General features: G+C 75.9%; 8 protein-coding genes. 3 read left to right on the top strand and 5 right to left on the bottom strand.

What is annotated here, in order from left to right:
* Positions 1-146 precede the first annotated feature (146 nt).
* Both HDA43_RS23755 and HDA43_RS23750 read left to right on the top strand, forming a co-directional pair.
* Positions 147-3506 (top strand): ATP-dependent helicase, encoded by a 3360-nt coding sequence (locus HDA43_RS23755; RefSeq protein ID WP_179825271.1) that lies wholly within the window; start codon positions 147-149, stop codon positions 3504-3506.
* Between the two features lie 103 nt (positions 3507-3609).
* Positions 3610-7410: an ATP-dependent helicase gene (locus HDA43_RS23750; protein WP_179825270.1), complete on the top strand. Its 3801-nt coding sequence runs from the start codon at positions 3610-3612 to the stop codon at positions 7408-7410.
* 42 nt (positions 7411-7452) lie between these two features.
* On the opposite strand, the gene HDA43_RS23745 is transcribed toward HDA43_RS23750, so the two are convergent.
* Together HDA43_RS23745 and HDA43_RS23740 are read right to left on the bottom strand one after the other, a co-directional pair.
* On the bottom strand, positions 7453-8655 hold the full coding sequence (locus tag HDA43_RS23745; protein WP_179825269.1) for an erythromycin esterase family protein: 1203 nt from the start codon (positions 8653-8655) through the stop codon (positions 7453-7455).
* 206 nt (positions 8656-8861) lie between these two features.
* The gene (locus HDA43_RS23740) at positions 8862-9584 is read right to left on the bottom strand and encodes a TetR family transcriptional regulator (RefSeq protein WP_179825268.1); all 723 of its coding nucleotides are present in this window, start codon (positions 9582-9584) and stop codon (positions 8862-8864) included.
* A gap of 64 nt (positions 9585-9648) precedes the next feature.
* Here HDA43_RS23740 and HDA43_RS23735 point away from each other — a divergent pair, with 64 nt between their 5' ends.
* Positions 9649-11823: a HelD family protein gene (locus HDA43_RS23735; protein ID WP_179825267.1), complete on the top strand. Its 2175-nt coding sequence runs from the start codon at positions 9649-9651 to the stop codon at positions 11821-11823.
* Here HDA43_RS23735 and HDA43_RS23730 read toward each other — a convergent pair.
* Genes HDA43_RS23730 through HDA43_RS23720 form a run of 3 tightly spaced genes read right to left on the bottom strand, consistent with a single transcriptional unit; the run spans position 11799 to position 16350 of the window.
* On the bottom strand, positions 11799-12959 hold the full coding sequence (locus HDA43_RS23730) for an alanine racemase (protein ID WP_312873506.1): 1161 nt from the start codon (positions 12957-12959) through the stop codon (positions 11799-11801). The two genes, HDA43_RS23735 and HDA43_RS23730, sit on opposite strands and share 25 nt — an antisense overlap.
* On the bottom strand, positions 12956-14530 hold the full coding sequence (locus HDA43_RS23725) for an IucA/IucC family protein (protein WP_179825266.1): 1575 nt from the start codon (positions 14528-14530) through the stop codon (positions 12956-12958). The genes HDA43_RS23730 and HDA43_RS23725 overlap by 4 nt, the downstream gene beginning before the upstream one ends.
* Positions 14527-16350, bottom strand: a complete 1824-nt coding sequence (locus tag HDA43_RS23720) for an IucA/IucC family protein (RefSeq protein ID WP_281395464.1) — start codon at positions 16348-16350, stop codon at positions 14527-14529. Before HDA43_RS23720 ends, HDA43_RS23725 begins: the two co-directional genes overlap by 4 nt.
* Positions 16351-16435 lie beyond the last annotated feature (85 nt).

Genomic DNA, 16435 nt, shown 5'->3' with positions numbered 1-16435 from the left:
TCCGTCCGCGCCGGCCGCGTCTTTCACCGTGCGACTCGCACGGACTCGGCACGATCATCGTCCGGGATCTGGTGGAATGACGAGTTGTGAGTGGTCAGGGTTGGCGTCTGGTACGTCGTGAGGGCGCGGGGAGGGCTGTTGCCCCCGTGCTCGACGAGCACCAGCGTGCGGTGGTGGCCCATGAGAGCGGCCCGCTGCTCGTGCTCGCCGGGCCCGGCACCGGCAAGACCACCACGATCGTGGAGAGCGTGGTCGACCGGATCGAGCGGCGGGGCGCCGACCCCGAACGGGTGCTGGTCCTCACCTACAGCCGCAGGGCCGCCGAGGAGCTGCGCGAGCGCATCACCGCCCGGGTCCGCCGCACCACCCGCACCCCGCTGGCGATGACCTTCCACTCCTACGCCTACGCCCTGCTGCGCCGCGAGGCCGTACTCGCCGGACGGGTGCCGCCGCGCGTGCTGACCGCCCCCGAGCAGCTGCTGGAGATCCGCCGCCTGCTCCACGGCGAGCTGGAGGACGGCGCCCTCCACTGGCCCGAGGACATGCGCGAGGCCCTCGCCACCCGCGGCTTCGCCCAGGAGCTGCGCGACTTCCTGGCCCGCGCCACCGAGATCGGCCTCGGCGGACGCGACCTCGTCGAGCTGGGCCGCCTGCACGGCCGCCCCTCCTGGGTGGCCGCCGGGCGGTTCGCCGACCGCTACCACGCCCGGTTCGACCTCGACGCCGAGCCGGTGCTCGACTACGCCGACCTGGTCCGCGCCGCCGCCGCCCTGCTCACCGAGCCCGAGGCGCGGCTGCGTGAGCGGTCCGCCTACGACGTCGTCTTCGTCGACGAGTACCAGGACGTCGACCCGGCCCAGGAGCTGCTGCTCCAGCAGCTCGCCGGGGAGGGCCGCGACCTCGTCGCGGTCGGCGACCCCGACCAGTCGATCTACGGCTTCCGCGGCGCGGACGTGCGCGGGATCATGGACTTCCCCGACCGGTTCCGCCGCGCCGACGGCGCCAGGGCACCCGTCCTGGCGCTGCGCGTCTGCCGCCGCAGCGGCCCGGAGCTGCTCCGGGCCACCCGCCGCGTCACCGCCCGCCTGCCCGCCCCGCTCGGCGGCGCGGCCCACCACCGCGACCTGCGCGCCCTGCCGGACGCCGTCCCCGGCGACGTCCGGGTCGTGGTGACCGACGGCGCGACCCAGGAGGCCGCCGTCGTCGCCGACACGCTGCGCCGGGCGCACCTGCTGGACGGCGTCCCCTGGTCGCGGATGGCGGTGCTGGTCCGCTCGGCCACCCGCCAGGTCCCGCTGCTGCGCCGCGCGCTGGTGAGCGCCGGGGTGCCGGCGGTGGTCGGCGGCGGTGAGGTGCCGCTGTTCCAGGAGCCAGGCGTGCGGCCGCTGATCCGGCTGATCCAGGTCGCGCTCCACCCGGAGGACCTCGACGAGGGCATGGCCGAGGAGTTGCTGACCGGCGCGCTCGGCGGCACCGACATGATCGGCGTGCGCCGCCTGCGCCGGGCGCTGCGGATCGCCGAGCACGAGGCGCTGCTCCACCCCGACGAACGCGACGTTCCCGGCGGCGACCTGCCCGGCGACGACGCTCCCGGCGATGACCCGCTCGGCGATGACGACGTGCCCGGCGGCGACCTGCCCGGTGATGACGACGCGCGCGGCGACGTGCTCCGGGACGACCCGGCGTCCGATGACGGCGTGCCCGGCGGCGGCGCGGCCGGTCCGCGGGACGACGCCGGCGCGCCGGGGGAGGACGACCTCCCGGTCCCGCTGGAGGAGCGCGCGGCGCCGGCGCCCCGCTCGTCCGGCGAACTCCTCGTCGCCGCGCTCAAGGACGCCCGGGAGCTGGTCCGGGTCGAGCCGCACGTGGCGCTGCCCGCCGAGCGGGTCGCCCGGCTCATCGCCGGCGCCACCGAGGCCGTACGGCGCGGCGGCACCGCCGAGGACGTGTTGTGGACCGTCTGGAAGGCCACCGGCCTGGCCGAGAAGTGGACCGAGACGAGCCTCGCGGGCGGGTTCCGGGGTGCCATGGCCGACCGCGACCTCGACGCGGTGGTGGCGCTGTTCGACCACGCGGCCAAGTTCGTCGACCGGCTGCCGCACGCCGGCGTCGAGGTGTTCGTGGAGGACCTCGTCTCCCAGGAGATCCCCGGAGACTCCCTCGCCGAGCGCGCCCCCGACGCCGACTCGGTGCGCATCCTGACCGCGCACCGCTCCAAGGGCCTGGAATGGGACGTGGTGGTCGTCGCCGGCGTCCAGGAGGGCGTCTGGCCCGACCTGCGGCCGCACGGCCCGGTCCTGCGCACCGACGACATGGTCGCCCGGGCCCGCGGCTCCGAGCACGAGAGCCCGTCGGCCGTCGCCGCCGCCCTGACCTCCCAGGTGCTGGCCGAGGAGCGCCGCCTGTTCTACGTCGCGGCGACCCGGGCCGGGAAGCGGCTCGTCGTCACCGCCGTCGGCGGGGAGGACAGCGAGGAGCGCCCCTCCCGGTTCCTCACCGAGCTGGTGCCCGGCTCGGACGAGGAGGCCGGCGTCGACGAGCGCTCCCGCTGGCTGAGCATGTCGGCGCTGGTCGCCGACCTCCGCTCGGCGGTGACCGACACGACCCGGCCGGCCCCGCTGCGCCGGGCCGCCGCCGAGCACCTGGCCCGGCTCGCCGTGGCCGGGGTGCCCGGCGCGCACCCCGACGAGTGGTACGCCCTGACCCCGGTCTCCGACGACCGCCCGCTGAACTGGCCCGACGGCATCGTGCGCATCTCGCCCTCGGCGGTGGAGAACTTCACCAAGTGCGGCCTGCGCTGGCTGCTGGAGACCTCCGTCGGCGCGGGCGGCACCGACGCGGCCCGGGGCCTGGGCACGGTCGTGCACGCCCTGGCCGTGCTGGCCGCGACCGGCATGCCGAGCGAGGAGACGCTCGGCAAGCGCCTGGACGACGTCTGGGGCGAGCTCGACTTCGGCGGCGTCTGGTACAACCGCAAGCAGCGCCGGGTGGCCGAGGAGATGGTCGCCAAGTTCCTGCGCTGGCACCGGGAGAACCCCCGCGAGCTGGTCGGCCTGGAGGAGGCGTTCGTCGCCACGCTCGCCGACGGCGTGCAGATCAAGGGCCGGGTCGACCGCGTCGAGCGCGACGCCGACGGCCGGGCCGTGATCATCGACATCAAGACGGGCAAGAACGGCCCCAAGGACGCCGACCTCGACCGCCATCCCCAGCTGGGGGTGTACCAGCTCGCCGCGCTGCTGGGCGCCTTCCAGCGGCACGGGATGACCGAGCCCGGCGGGGCGGCCCTGGTCCAGGTGGGCGACGCGGCGGGCAAGAAGGACGCCAAGGAGCAGATCCAGCGGCCCCTGTCGGAGGACGCCGACCCCGGCTGGGCCCGCGACATGGTCGAGACCGTCGCGACCGGCATGTCGGGGCCGTTCTTCCAGGCCAAGGTCAACGACGGCTGCCGCACGTGCGCCGTGCGGTCGAGCTGCCCGGTCAGCAAGAACGGAGACCAGGTGTGCTGAGCCGTACCGTCCGGCGCGGGGACGTGCCGCGCCGTTCCCCGGCGTCCCGCGTCACTCCGCGCCGCCCTCCGGCGGGCCGTGCCGTACCGTGCGGGGGCGCCGCGTGCTGAGCCCGATCCAGCTCGCCGAGAAGCTGGGCATCCTCCCCCCGACCCCGGAGCAGGCCGAGGTGATCGAGGCCGGTCTGGAGCCGATGGTCGTCGTCGCGGGCGCCGGGTCCGGCAAGAGCGAGACCATGGCGGGGCGGGTCGTCTGGCTGGTGGCCAACGGCCTGGTCCGCCCCGACCAGATCCTCGGGCTGACCTTCACCCGCAAGGCCGCGGGCGAGCTGGCCCACCGGGTCCGCGAGCGCCTCAACGGCCTGGTCGCCGCCGCGCAGGTCCCGGCCGAACTGCTGGAGGGCGAGCCGACCATCTCGACGTACCACGCCTACGCGGCCCGGCTGGTCACCGACCATGCCCTGCGCGAGGCGCTGGAGCCGACCATGCGCCTGATCAGCCCGGCCGTCTCCTGGCAGCTCGCCCAGCGGGTGGTCAGCGGCTACGACGGGCCGATGGAGCAGATCGAGTGGGGCCCGGCCACCGTCACCCGGGCGGTGCTGGAGCTGGCCGGCGAGCTGGCCGAGCACCTGCGCACCCCGGCGGACGTGCGGGAGGTCGGCGCCTGGCTCGCCGACCGCTACGGCGAGCTGCCCGGCTCGCCCACCCTGGCCCAGCGCCGCCCGCTGGTCACCCAGCGGGCCCGCGAGCAGCTCCTGCCGCTGGTGGAGGCGTACGGCAGGCTCAAGCGGCGGCGCGAGGTCGTCGACCACGGTGACCAGATGGCGCTGGCCGCCCGGATCGCCGCCGGGCACCCCGAGGTCGGCGAGATCGAGCGGGGCCGGTTCGCCGTCGTCCTGCTGGACGAGTACCAGGACACCAGCCACGCCCAGCTCGTCCTGCTGCGCTCGCTGTTCGGCGGCGGCCACCCGGTGACCGCCGTGGGCGACCCCTGCCAGTCGATCTACGGTTGGCGCGGCGCGTCGTCGGGCAACCTCAGCCGCTTCCCTCGTGACTTCCGTACCCCCTCCGGGGAGCCGGCCCCGGTCCGGTTCCTGTCGGTCAGCTTCCGCAACGGCGACGCCGTGCTGGACGTCGCGGCCCGGGTGCAGCTCCCGCTCCGGATGGAGTCGCGGGACGTGCCGGTGCTGGTGCCGGGCGGCAACCGCGTCCAGCGGGGCCGGGTGGTGTGCGCCTTCCACGAGACCGCCGACGACGAGGCCGAGTGGGTCGCCGCCGAGATCTCGCGGCTGCTGGGCGGCGAGAGCGCGCCCGACGGCCTGCCGTGGGGTGACGGCGAGCGCAAGAAGGCCAAGCAGAGCGCCTGGGGCGGCCCGCAGTGCCTGCAACCCCACGACGTGGCGATCCTGGCCCGCAAACGGTCCCAGTTCCCCGCGCTGCGCCGGGCGCTGGAGGCCCGCGGCATCCCGGTCGAGGTGGTCGGCCTGGGCGGGCTGCTCGCCGTACCGGAGGTCGCCGACGTGGTGGCCACGCTGCGGGTGGTCTACGACCCGTCGGCGGGTGACGCCCTGGTGCGCCTGCTGTCGGGCCCGCGCTGGCGCATCGGCCCGGCCGACCTCAAGGAGCTGGGCGACCGGGCGCGCGAGCTGAACCGCGAGCACCGGGAGGAGTCCGAGGCCCCGTCCCCCGGGTCCGACCCGCTGGACCAGGTCGTGGCCGACCTCGCCGAGGAACGCGGCAGCCTGGTCGACGCCCTCGACGAGCTGCCCGACCGCCCCGAGTGGCAGGAGGCGTTCTCGCCGCTGGCCCGGGTGCGGCTGCTGGCCATGTCGCAGGAGCTGCGGACCCTGCGCGCCCACACCGGACAGCCGCTGCCCGACCTGATCGCCGAGATCGAGCGCAGGCTCGGCCTGGACATCGAGGTGGCGGCCCGGGGGGCGGCCGTCGGCCCGTTCGCCGCCCGCGCCGACCTCGACGCGTTCCTCGACGCCGCCGCCCGGTTCGCCGGGGACTCCGAGGACCCGACGCTGGGGGCGTTCCTGGCGTTCCTGAAGGCGGCCGACGAGGAGGAGAACGGCCTGGACGCCGGCCGGGTGGGCGAGAGCAACAGCGTGAAGCTGATGACCGTCCACGCCTCCAAGGGCCTGGAGTGGCCGGTCGTCGTGGTGCCCGGCATGTCGCAGGCGCTGTCCAAGGCCGGGACGCTCACCGTGGGCACGATCTTCCCGGCCCGCCCGACGACCAGCCCCAGGTGGACGGAGAACCCCCGCAAGCTGCCCTACCAGCTGCGCGGCGACGCCTCCGACCTGCCCCGGCTGACCGGGCTGTCGAAGGAGGAGCTGGCCGGCTTCGACGAGCGCTGCCGCGACCGCGACCTGCTGGAGGAGCGCCGCCTGGCCTACGTCGCGGTCACCCGCGCCCACTACCTGCTGATCGCCTCCGGCTACCGCTGGGGCACCGGGTCCAAGCCGCTCCTGCCGTCCGAGTTCCTGCTGGAGATCCGCGACACCTGCGGCCGGGTGGCGGCCTGGGCGCCCGAGGCGGCCGAGGACGCCGTCAACCCGCTGCTCGCCGAACCCGCCGAGTCGGCCTGGCCGGTCAGCCCCGATGACGCGCGCTACGCGGCCGTCCTCGACGGCGCCACCCTGGTCGAGGCCGCCCTCGCCGCCCTCACCGGCGGCGACGCCCCCGCGGACCCGGCCGGCGGACCCGGAGCCGGTACGGCGGGCCCGCACGAGCCGCTCGGCGACATACCCCTCCCGCAGCTCCCGCCGGAGGACGAGGAGGTCCCCTTCCCGGACGACCCCTGGGACGTTCCGGAGGACGCCTGGGATCCCTCAGCGGACGCTCCGGAGCGTCCCGAGGGCTCCGCCGGCCGGCTTCCGGCACCCTCTCCGGACGCGCGGGGCGCCTTCGCGGTCGAGGGCTCGTCCGGCGGGCGGGCCGTACCCGCGGAAGGGGGCGGCCGGGACGGCGTCGAGGCCGTGCTCCCCGGGTCCGCGCTCTCCGGACCTGCTTCCGAGCCCGCCGTTTCCGAGCCCGCGCTTTCCGAGTCCGTTCCCGGAACCGTCGCCGAGACCGTCGCCGGCCCGGACGGGCGGGAGGACGTGGCGGTGACCATCGCCGACCAGGCCGCCCATCTCGCCGGGTTCGGGGACGATCCGGGCAACCGGCACGCCAGGACCCTCGCCGAGCTGCGCGGCTGGGACCGTGAGCGGGCCAGGGCGTGGGCGCGCGACACCGAACTGCTGCTCAGGGAGCGGGAGACCAACCGGCGGCGCGGCACCGGCCGGGTGGAGCTGCCCACCCACCTGACCGTCTCCTCGCTCGTCACGCTGGCCTCCGATCCCAAGGCCCTGGCCCGGCGGATCCGCCGTCCCGTCCCGCGGAAGCCCGCGCCCCTGGCCCGCCGGGGCACCTCCTTCCACAGCTGGCTGGAGTCGCGCTGGGGCCAGCAGCGGCTGATCGACGAGCTCGACCTGCCCGGTGCCTTCGACGACGGCTTCGAGGAGGCCGACGCCCGGCTGGAGGAGCTGCGCGCCCGGTTCGAGGAGAGCGAGTGGGCCTCCCGGGAGCCGATCGAGGTCGAGGTGCCGTTCGAGACGATGATCGCCGACCGGCTGGTCAGGGGCCGGATGGACGCGGTGTTCCAGACCCCGGACGGCCGTTACGAGGTCGTCGACTGGAAGACCGGCCGCCGCCCCGAGGGCCGCAAGGCGGAGTCGGCCGCGTCGGTGCAGCTCGCCGCCTACCGCCTGGCCTGGTCCCACCTGGCCGGCGTTCCCCTGCCGGCGGTGAGCGCCGCGTTCCACTACGTCCGGTCCAACGAGACCGTCCGTCCGGCCGACCTCCTCGATGAGCGCGGCCTGGTCGCGCTCATCGAGTCGGTCCCCGTCATCGGCTGACACGCCGTTCCGGCGGTGACCGCCGCGCCGGGTCCGGGGAGGCTAGTTCGGCGGGAGATCCTTGACGAACACGATCCCGTCGGCCCCGGTCAGGTAGGCCGGGTCCATTGGGATGTAGCCGAACCAGGGGGAGACGCGCGGGGCGGGCGGCGTGTCGCCGAGGGCGGCGGCCAGCCGGCGGGGGTCGAGGAGGAAGCGGTCCTCGGGGAGCGCGTACAGGAGCCCCTCGGCGGTGTCCGGGGGCGGGGCGTCCACTCCCCGGTGCCGGATCGTGCCGAGGGCCGTGGCCAGGAAGGCGTACTCCTCGCCCAGATGGGCGCTCACGATCGCGCCGGAGCTCCACCACTCGAACGGCGTGTCGCCCATCCGCATCGTGCTCTTGCCCCGTTGGAGGTGGACGTTGTGGGCGTGGGCCAGCACCGGGCCCCGCTCGGCGACGGCGAGGAGGTTGGCGGCGATCATCGAACTCCGCAGGCCCAGCAGTCTCGGCATGCGGCCGGGCGACGTGTCGGCCATCCAGTGGTGGTAGCGCAGCAGGCCGACGCCGGCGCGCCCGTACAGGCGGGCCCGCTCCCGCTCCTCCCGCGAGGACGTCGTGACGAGGCGCGGCGTCTCAGCGTCGAGCAGCGCCACCATGTCGTCGGCGAGCAGCCGCAGCTCCCCGGCCTCGGCCGACCGCCCCACGGACTGGGACGGGTCCATCATCGTGGCGGGATTCGCCCACCGCTCGTCGGCGCCGAGCAGGCGGTCGAGCGTCTCCGCGTCGCAGGGGAGCAGGTCCGCGTCCAGCCGGGCCGCGAGGTGGCCGTGCAGCGCGGTGAGGGCCTGGCGGGGGCTCGCGCCGTGGCTGATCTCCAGCGGTCCGTCGAGACCGGCGAAGCGCACCCGCTCGGACGGCGGCCTGCCGTCGTTGTGCTCGCGCATCCAGCGCACGAGCTCGCGGTTTCCCGCGAAGGCTCCCCACCCGTGGCTGAAGCCGCGTTCCATGACCTCGTCGAGGGTGCCCGTGCCCGAGGTGACGTAGTCGTCCACGACCAGGCCCATCAGGCAGTCGCTCTCGATCCCGATCGTCCGGTAGCCCTCCCGCTCGACGAGCTGCCGGAAGAGCTCGTTCCGCACGTCGAGGAGGATGTCCTCGCCGTGGGTGGGCTCGCCCAGGGCGACCACCCGCGGCCGGGCGGGGAGCAGGCTCATGACGGTGGCCGCGTCGGCGGCATGGACGGCGTCTTTCATGTCGGTGACCATGCCTTCGACGCTATCTTTGAACGGCCGGTTGAGACTTTTCCACGATGGCGGCGACCTCGCGAGGCGAAACCTTCAAAACGGCGGATCGGCGCTCGGGCGGGTTGCGGGGCCACGTGGTGGGAGATCCGCCGAGTCCGGTGACGGGCGCGCCGGGGAAGCCGGCTCGGTGAGGGCACGCCGGGAGACCGAACCCGGCGACGGGCGCGTCAGGAGGAGCCGAGTCCGTCGCGCAGCAGGGCGAACGCGCGGTCGGCGGCGGCCACCGCCTCCGGGTGGACCTCCGAGGCCGTCCGCCCGCCGACCAGTTCGGCCCAGTTGCGGCGGGCCAGCACCCGCTGGACGGCCAATACCTGACCGGCGACGAGACGCGCGACGAGGTCGTCCATGGCTCCGGAGCCGGAGCCGGAGCCGGAGCCACCGGAACCATCGGAACCACCGGAGCCGTCGGGTCCCTCCGCGCCCTCCGGGCCGCCGACGCCCCCGGGACCCGCGGGGGTCTCGGTGAGCGCGCCGGCGAGCGCCTCCTCGTCGGCCGTCATGTGGTGCATCAACCTGGCCGCCAGGCTGGGGGTGGAGAAGATCATGCGATGGTAGGCGAGCACCTCCGGGTCGTCGTTCAGGCCGGTGACGGGGTCGCGGCGGGCCAGCCCGTCCAGGAAGTGCCGGTGCAGCGCGGTCAGCGGGTCCGTGTCCGGCCCGCGCCCCCGCACCACGCGCGCGGCCTCTCCCCGGTGGTCGGTGATGCGGTGGAGGACGAGGTCCTCCTTGGTCGGGAAGTACTTGAACAGGGTCGGCTTGGAGACCTCGGCCGCCGCCGCGACCTCGGCGACCGAGACGGCGTCGAACCCACGCTCCAGGAACAGGGAGATCGCAGCCGCGGAGACGGCCTCGTGGGTCCGCTGCTTCTTGAGGTGCCGCAGTCCTGTCACCCGCTCAGCCTAGCAAGGTGTAACTTGGTCAATATCTTAACCGAGTTAATTTATTGGAGTGCCGATGACGGAACTGGACGAGGAGCGGGTCCACGTCGCGCGGTGCGAGGCCGCGTTGCGCGCGATGATCGACGGCGCGCGGTTCAACGTCGTCGTCGGCGAGCACGTCGCGGGCGACCGCTACAGCGCCGAACGGCTCGGGCGCCACCTGAAGAGCCTCGTCAAGGAGCTCCAGGAGGACACCGGCGGGCCGCCCTTCTTCGGCCGCCTCGACTTCGGCTCCGGCGCCGCCGCCGGGGAGCACTGCGGCCGGCGCTACCACATCGGCCGGCGCCACATCTCCGGCGAGGGCGGAGGGCCGCCGCTGGTGATCGACTGGCGGGCCCCCGTCTCCCGGGCGTTCTACCGCGCCGGCGCCCGCGATCCGCGGGGCGTCGCCGTACGGAGACGCTTCGGCTGGGCGGAGGGCACGCTGACCGGCTTCGAGGACGAACGTCTCGACCGGGGCGAGGAGCTCGGGGCCGCGAGCCGCATCATGGCGGCCGAGATCGAGCGTCCCCGCGTCGGCCCGATGCGCGACATCGTCGCCACCATCCAGCCGGAGCAGGACGACCTGGTCCGCGCCGACCTCGCCGAGTCGATCTGCGTCCAGGGCGCTCCCGGCACCGGCAAGACCGCCGTCGGGCTGCACCGCGCCGCCTACCTGCTGTACGCCCACCGGCGGCGGCTGGAGCGCGGGGGCGTGCTGGTGCTCGGCCCCAACCGCGCGTTCCTCGGCTACATCTCCGCGGTGCTGCCCGCGCTGGGCGAGGTCGACGTCGAGCAGACCACCGTGGAGCGGCTGCTGGCCCGGGTCCCGGTGTCCGGCCGCGACGGTGAGGCCGCGGCGCGCGTCAAGCATGACGCCCGCATGGCCGAGGTGCTGCGCCGGGCGCTGTACGGGCGGGTGCGCAGGCCCACCGGGCCGATCGCCGTGCCCGACGGGTCCTACCGCTGGCGGATCCCCGAGGAGGGGTTCCGCCGGATCGTGGACGACACCCGGCGCGAGTCGCCGCCGTACGGGGTCGGGCGCGAGCGGGTGACGTCACGCGTGGTCGACGCGGTGCGGCGGCAGGCGGAGGCCCGCGGGCGGACCACCGGCACCGCCTGGACCCGTACGGTGACCCGGGCCGTGCGGCCCTTCGTCGACGAGGTGTGGCCCGCCGTCCGGCCGGAGGAGGTGGTGGCCGGGCTGCTCGGCGACCCCGCGGCCCTGGCCGCGGCGGCCGACGGGATCCTGACCGCCGAGGAGCAGGCGGCGATCCTGTGGACGCGACCGCCCCGCACGTTCCGGAGCGCCCGCTGGTCCGCGGCCGACGCCGTCCTCCTCGACGAGGTCGCCGGCCTGCTGGAGCGGCCCGATGGCTACGGCCACGTCATCGTCGACGAGGCGCAGGACCTGTCGGCGATGCAGTGCCGGGCCGTCGCCCGCAGGAGCGAGTACGGCTCGGTCACCGTGCTGGGCGACCTCGCCCAGGGCACGACGCCGTGGGCCGCCCGCGTCTGGCCGGAGCACCTGGCCCACCTCGGCAAGCCCGAGGCCCGGGTGATCGCGCTGACGACCGGCTTCCGCGTCCCGGCGGCCGTCGTCGAGCTCGCCAACCGCCTGCTCGGCGCGCTGGAGGCCGACGTCCCGCCGACGCGGTCCTTCCGGTCCGACGGGCGCCTCCGCGTGCGGCAGACGCCGGACCTGCGAAGCGCCGTCGTCGAGGCGGTGCGCGACGCCCTGCGACACGAGGGCTCCATCGGCGTGATCGCCGCCGACGCGGACGCCGGGACGCTGGCCGCGGCGTTGCGGGACGGCGGCGTCTCGGCCTCGGCCGTCACCGCCGACGCCGAGGGGAACGCCGAATCCGCCGGCACCGCGCCCGCCGACGCCGAAGGGAACACCGATGGGGACGCAGCGCCCGACGTCGGCGGCGGCCCGGCCCGGGTGACCGTCGTGCCCGTGACGATGGCCAAGGGGTTGGAGTACGACCACGTGGTGGTGGCCGAGCCCGCGGCCATCGCCGAGGCCGAGGAGCGCGGGCTCAACCGGCTCTACGTGGCGCTCACCCGCGCGGTCTCCCGGCTCGACGTGCTGCACTCCCGTCCGCTGCCGCCCCAGATCGCCGTGCCGGATTCCCGTCCGCTTCCGTCTCGGACCGCCGTGCCGGATTCCCGCTCGCTTCCGTCTCAGGCCGACGGCCGCCCCAGGTAGCGGAACGACGGCGGCGGGTGCATCAGGAAGCCGTGGTGGGAGATGTTCCAGGCGTAGGCGCCGGCCATGGTGAACTCCACGACGTCGCCGGGGGCCAGCGCGACCGGCGCCCGGCGGGCGAGGACGTCCTTGGGCGTGCACAACTGCCCGGCGATCGTGACCGGCCCGCCCGGCGGCAGCGGGGCCATCGGCTGGGAGTGCCCCTTGGCGGCGGGCGTGCGCAGGTGGTGGGTGCCCCCGGCGACCACGGCGAACAGCTCGCCGTGGACCCGCTTGACGTCGAGCACCCGCGTCACGTACCGCCCGCAGTAGGCGGTCAGGGACCGCCCCGGCTCGATCCGCAGCACCTCGCCCGGACGGCGCAGCCGCGCCAGGCCCTCGCCGTAGGAGCGCCAGTCGAACCGGTCGTCCGGGTCGGCGTAGGACACCGCCATGCCGCCGCCGAGGTTGACCTCCGTCACCCCGAGCGCGCGGGCGTACTCCAGCACGGCCCCGGCCAGCCGCAGCAGTTCGGCGGCGGCGAGCCCGCTGGCCAGGTGGGCGTGGACGCCGCGCAGCCGTACCCTGTCCTGCCCCTCCAGCGCCGCCGCGCACCGGGCGACGTCGGCGGGGTCCATGCCGAACGGCGTCGCGCCGCCTCCCATGGCGAGCGACGCCCCGCCCACCGGCACGTCGAGGTTGACCCGCAGCAGCACGTCGGCACGGCGGCCCGAGGCCAGGAGCCGCCGCAGCTCACCGGGGCTCTCCACGTGCAGCCGGGTGACGTCCGCGGTCAGCTCCGCCTCGGTCTTGCCCGGCCCGCCGAGGGCCGTCGGGACATCGGGCAGCAGCCCCCGCACGTGCGCCAGCTCACCCGCCGAGGAGACCTCGAAGCCGTCCACGTGCCGGGCCAGCACCCGCAGCAGCTCGGGGTCGGGGTTGGCCTTGACCGCGTAGTACAGCTCGATGCCCGGCAGCGTGGCCCGCACCGCGGCGGCGTGCCCGTCGAGCGCGGCGAGGTCGTAGACGTAGGCGGGCAGGTCCGCGGGCGCCAGGCCGTACGGCGGGGTGCCACGGCCCGGTTCCGGGGTCGCTCCCGCACCGCCCGGATCCGGATCGGCGGGCGCCGGGCCGTACGGCGGGACGACGGCCGTCACGAGATCATCGCCAGCGGGTTGGCGACCGGCACGTACCCGGCGCGGCGGTCGGCGGCGCGGGCCCACCGGACCGAGAGGTTGGCCTTGGCGGGCAGCGGGGCGCCCGCCAGCAGGTCCGACAGCCGGCGCGGCCGTCCGCGCGACCCGGCGTACCCGGCCAGCACCTCCCCGGCCACCGCCCACAGCTCCCGTGCCGCGCCGGGGTCGGGACCGGCCAGCCGGGCGGCGATCTCCGGCAGGTGGTTGACCATCAGGCAGTAGACCACCCGGTTCCAGCCCCCCTCCTCGTCGTAGGTGAGCGCCGCGGCGACCTCGTCCGGCAGCCCGGCGAGGTCGTGCCGGCCGGCGACGAGCTTGGCGCCCTCCAGGTCGCGGAAGACGGCCTCCACCGGCAGCCCGGCCGCGTCCACGCCGACGAGCACGTTCTGCAGGTGGGCCTCCAGCACCACGCCGTGGGTCAGGTAGGCGTCGAGCACCGGCGGCGCGACGCGTTCCACGTAGGCCCGCCACCACCGCGCGGGGTCGGCGGGCCGGTCACCGGTGGCGGCCAGCGTGCCGCTCAGCAGCGGGGTCACCCCCGGCGGGCAGACCGACCACGGGCTCGCCCGGACGATCACGCTCAGCCCCTCCAGGAGACGGGTGCCCAGGGCGGCGGAGCGGTAGCCGGGCTCGGGCAGCCACCGGGTGCCCGGGAACCGCTCGGCCAGCCCGGCGAACACCGGCGCGAGGCGCCGGGTCAGTTCGACCGCGCCCGCCAGCTCGTACCAGGAGTTCTTCCGGACGCAGTTGGTGATCCGCACGTCCAGGCTGAACTTCAGGCAGCGGTCGATCCCCGGCTCGTAGACCGTGCGGACCGACGAGGTGGGGACCGACGCCCGGGAGGCGCTTCCCAGGTCCGCCAGCCTCCCGTCGGCCAGCGGGGCGGCCAGCTCCGCGGCGAGCAGGTCGAGCTGCCACGGATGCGCCGGCAGGAGGGTGTAGCCCGGCGGCGCGGCGCCCAGCCCGTCGAGCGGGCCGGTGTCGCCCGCCTCGGCCAGCACGTCGTCGCGCACCCCGAGCAGCCGCAGCGGGAAGCTCGCGTGCGCCTCCGGGGCGTGCCGCAGCCAGCCGGCGTCGCCGCGCGCCTTCGGGCTGGGGTGGAACGGGTGGCCGAAGACCAGCCCCTGCTCCGAGGCGAGCCACGGGTCGGCCGGGGGCGGGACGTCCCGGCGGGCGGCGACCAGCGCCGCCATGGCCTCCCGGCTCGCCCCCACCTGGGTCGCGAACTCCTCGTTCGCCGCGTCCGCGGCCTCGCCCAGCTCCCGTTCGACGAGCCGGACGAGCAGGTCAACCGACAGAGGCCGCCAGCGGCCGTCCTCCAGCCACTCCGGCGGTCCGTCGAACCGCAGCGCCAGCCCGCCGTACACCCGGGCCCGCAGCAGGATGCCCGCCACCCGCAGCAGCACGTACGGCTCGGCGTGCCACACCAGCCCGCGGGGCCCGGCCACCTCCCGGACGCAGCAGCGCAGCAGCGCGGCCAGCGACGCCTCCTCGGCGGCGGCGGCCGGGGAGTCGAGCGCGAGGCCGGTCAACAGGACGCCCTTCTCCCGGCCGCGCCGCGGGCGGAGCCGTCGCGGGGGGCCGGGGGCCCGGCGGGGAGCTGGCGCAGGTAGTTGGGGCCGCTGGTGCCGTAGAACTTGTTCACGTCGCGTGCCCCGGTGCGGGCCTTGTCCACCAGGGTCCCGGCGGTGACCATCGACTTGCCGACCAGCCGGGCGGCGTCGAGGGTCCTGGCCCGCAGCAGCCGCGCCATGGGGTCGTAACCGTGCCCGTCCAGCGCCTCGGCCAGGGCATCGCGGACCAGCCGGAACGCCTGCGGCGGCGGCAGCACCACGGACGTCACCGCGGTCGCGGCCAGGTGCAGGGTGATGGTCACGAACACGTCGGCGAGGGCGTGCGGATCGTCGGTCAGCATCCGCTCGTCGGCGAAGTCCGGCACCTCGATCCCGGCCGCCCGCAGCCGCCCCGGGGAGGTCAGCAGGCCGTCGTAGTCCTTGACCAGCAGCCTGGCCGGGCCGTCGCCGAACACCAGCGACAGGTTCTGCTGGTGGGCCTCCAGCGCGGTGCCGTACCGGACGAAGAGCCGCACGTTGTAGGAGAACAGCAGCCGCAGGTAGTCCTGGAGCATCTCCGCCATGTCCCCCCGGTACCACCGCCCGGCGAGCTCCTCGGCGACCAGCCCGCCGCCCGGCAGGGGAGCGGGCAGCGCGGCCACCGGGACGATCTCCCCGGTCGGGTGGCGGCGGAACATCCAGCCGAGGTACTCGTGCCCGGCGTGGGCGTAGGTCTGCTCGTCGGCCAGCAGCACCCGCGGGTCGGGCATGCCGCGCAGCAGCAGCTCGCCCCGCGCCCCGTCGGCCAGCGTCTCCGGCTTGATCGACCGCCGGTTGCGCAGCCCCAGCGTGCTGATGGTCAGCGGCAGCTTCAGGTGCGTGCGCCGGTCGAGCGCGACCGTGCGCGTCGAGAGCGTCGGCCGGACCTCGAGGTACGGCTCCGGCGCCAGGACCGCCCACGGGATCTCCTCGACCGCGTGGGCGGTCAGCGGGTGGACCGGGAACAGCACGTGCGTCCCGGCGAGCTCACCGGGCAGCCCGACCGCGGGGAACTCCGGCGCGCACGGCAGGGCCGCCCCGGTGACCCGTTCCCGGGGCACGGCCGCCCAGCGCAGCTCGAAGACGGGCGCGAACTCCGGCGCGTACGCCACCAGCTCCTCGTCGGTCAGCCCGGTCCGGCAGCGCGCCGTCGGGTACACCGGGTGGTCCACGAAGGCGGCCAGCGCCTCGTAGCGCACCGCGTCGAGCCGCCCGGCGTCGGCCTCGGGACCGTTCCCGGCTCCGGTCCCGGCCCGGGCTCCGGCTCCGGCTCCGGTTCCACCGCGGGGCCCGGCCCCGGCCCCGGCCTCGGGACCGGGACCGGGGCCGGGAGCGTCCGGAAGCCGCCCGCCGGAACCGCCGCCGGTCCGCCGGTCCGCCGGGGTGCGGTGCGCGAGGCGGGCCAGCACCTCCTCGCGGTGGGCGTCGTGGAGTTCCAGGGCGCGCAGCGCCTCCCGGCACTCCCGGGCGAACGCCTCCACCCCGGCGGCGTCAGCGGGTGCGGAGACCTCCCGCAGCGCGTGCAGGACCTCCGCCAGGCGCAGCGCCTCCTGCGGGGCGACCACGAAGTCCTGGAACGGCGACCCCGCCGTCAGCCGTACCTGCCGGCCGGTGGGCAGCAGAAGCACGACGCCGTCCCTGCTCCGCGTGACCCGCCCGGCCAGGCCGCCGTAGTCCTCGCGCAGCAGCGCGTTCAGGACCCGGGCCGCCAGGTACGGCTCCCGCCCGCCGGCCCCGCCCGTCCGGTGCTCGCCGTCCATGCCGTGCCCCCCTTTCACCGGGCGCGCACCGCTCACGGGGCGCCCGCCGCTCACACGACGCCCGCCGTTCGCGGGGCGCCTGCCG

Source organism: Streptosporangium sandarakinum (genome assembly GCF_013409935.1).
Lineage (GTDB): Bacteria > Actinomycetota > Actinomycetes > Streptosporangiales > Streptosporangiaceae > Streptosporangium > Streptosporangium nondiastaticum.
The sequence above is the reverse complement of the archived record's forward strand: the minus strand, read 5'-3'. Positions and strand labels throughout refer to the sequence as shown.

Coding starts and splice junctions, on each gene's coding strand:
- HDA43_RS23745 (WP_179825269.1), bottom strand. CDS start 8,655: ATGGTCACCGACATGAAAGACGCCGTCCATGCCGCCGACGCGGCCACC.
- HDA43_RS23735 (WP_179825267.1), top strand. CDS start 9,649: ATGACGGAACTGGACGAGGAGCGGGTCCACGTCGCGCGGTGCGAGGCC.
- HDA43_RS23720 (WP_281395464.1), bottom strand. CDS start 16,350: ATGGACGGCGAGCACCGGACGGGCGGGGCCGGCGGGCGGGAGCCGTAC.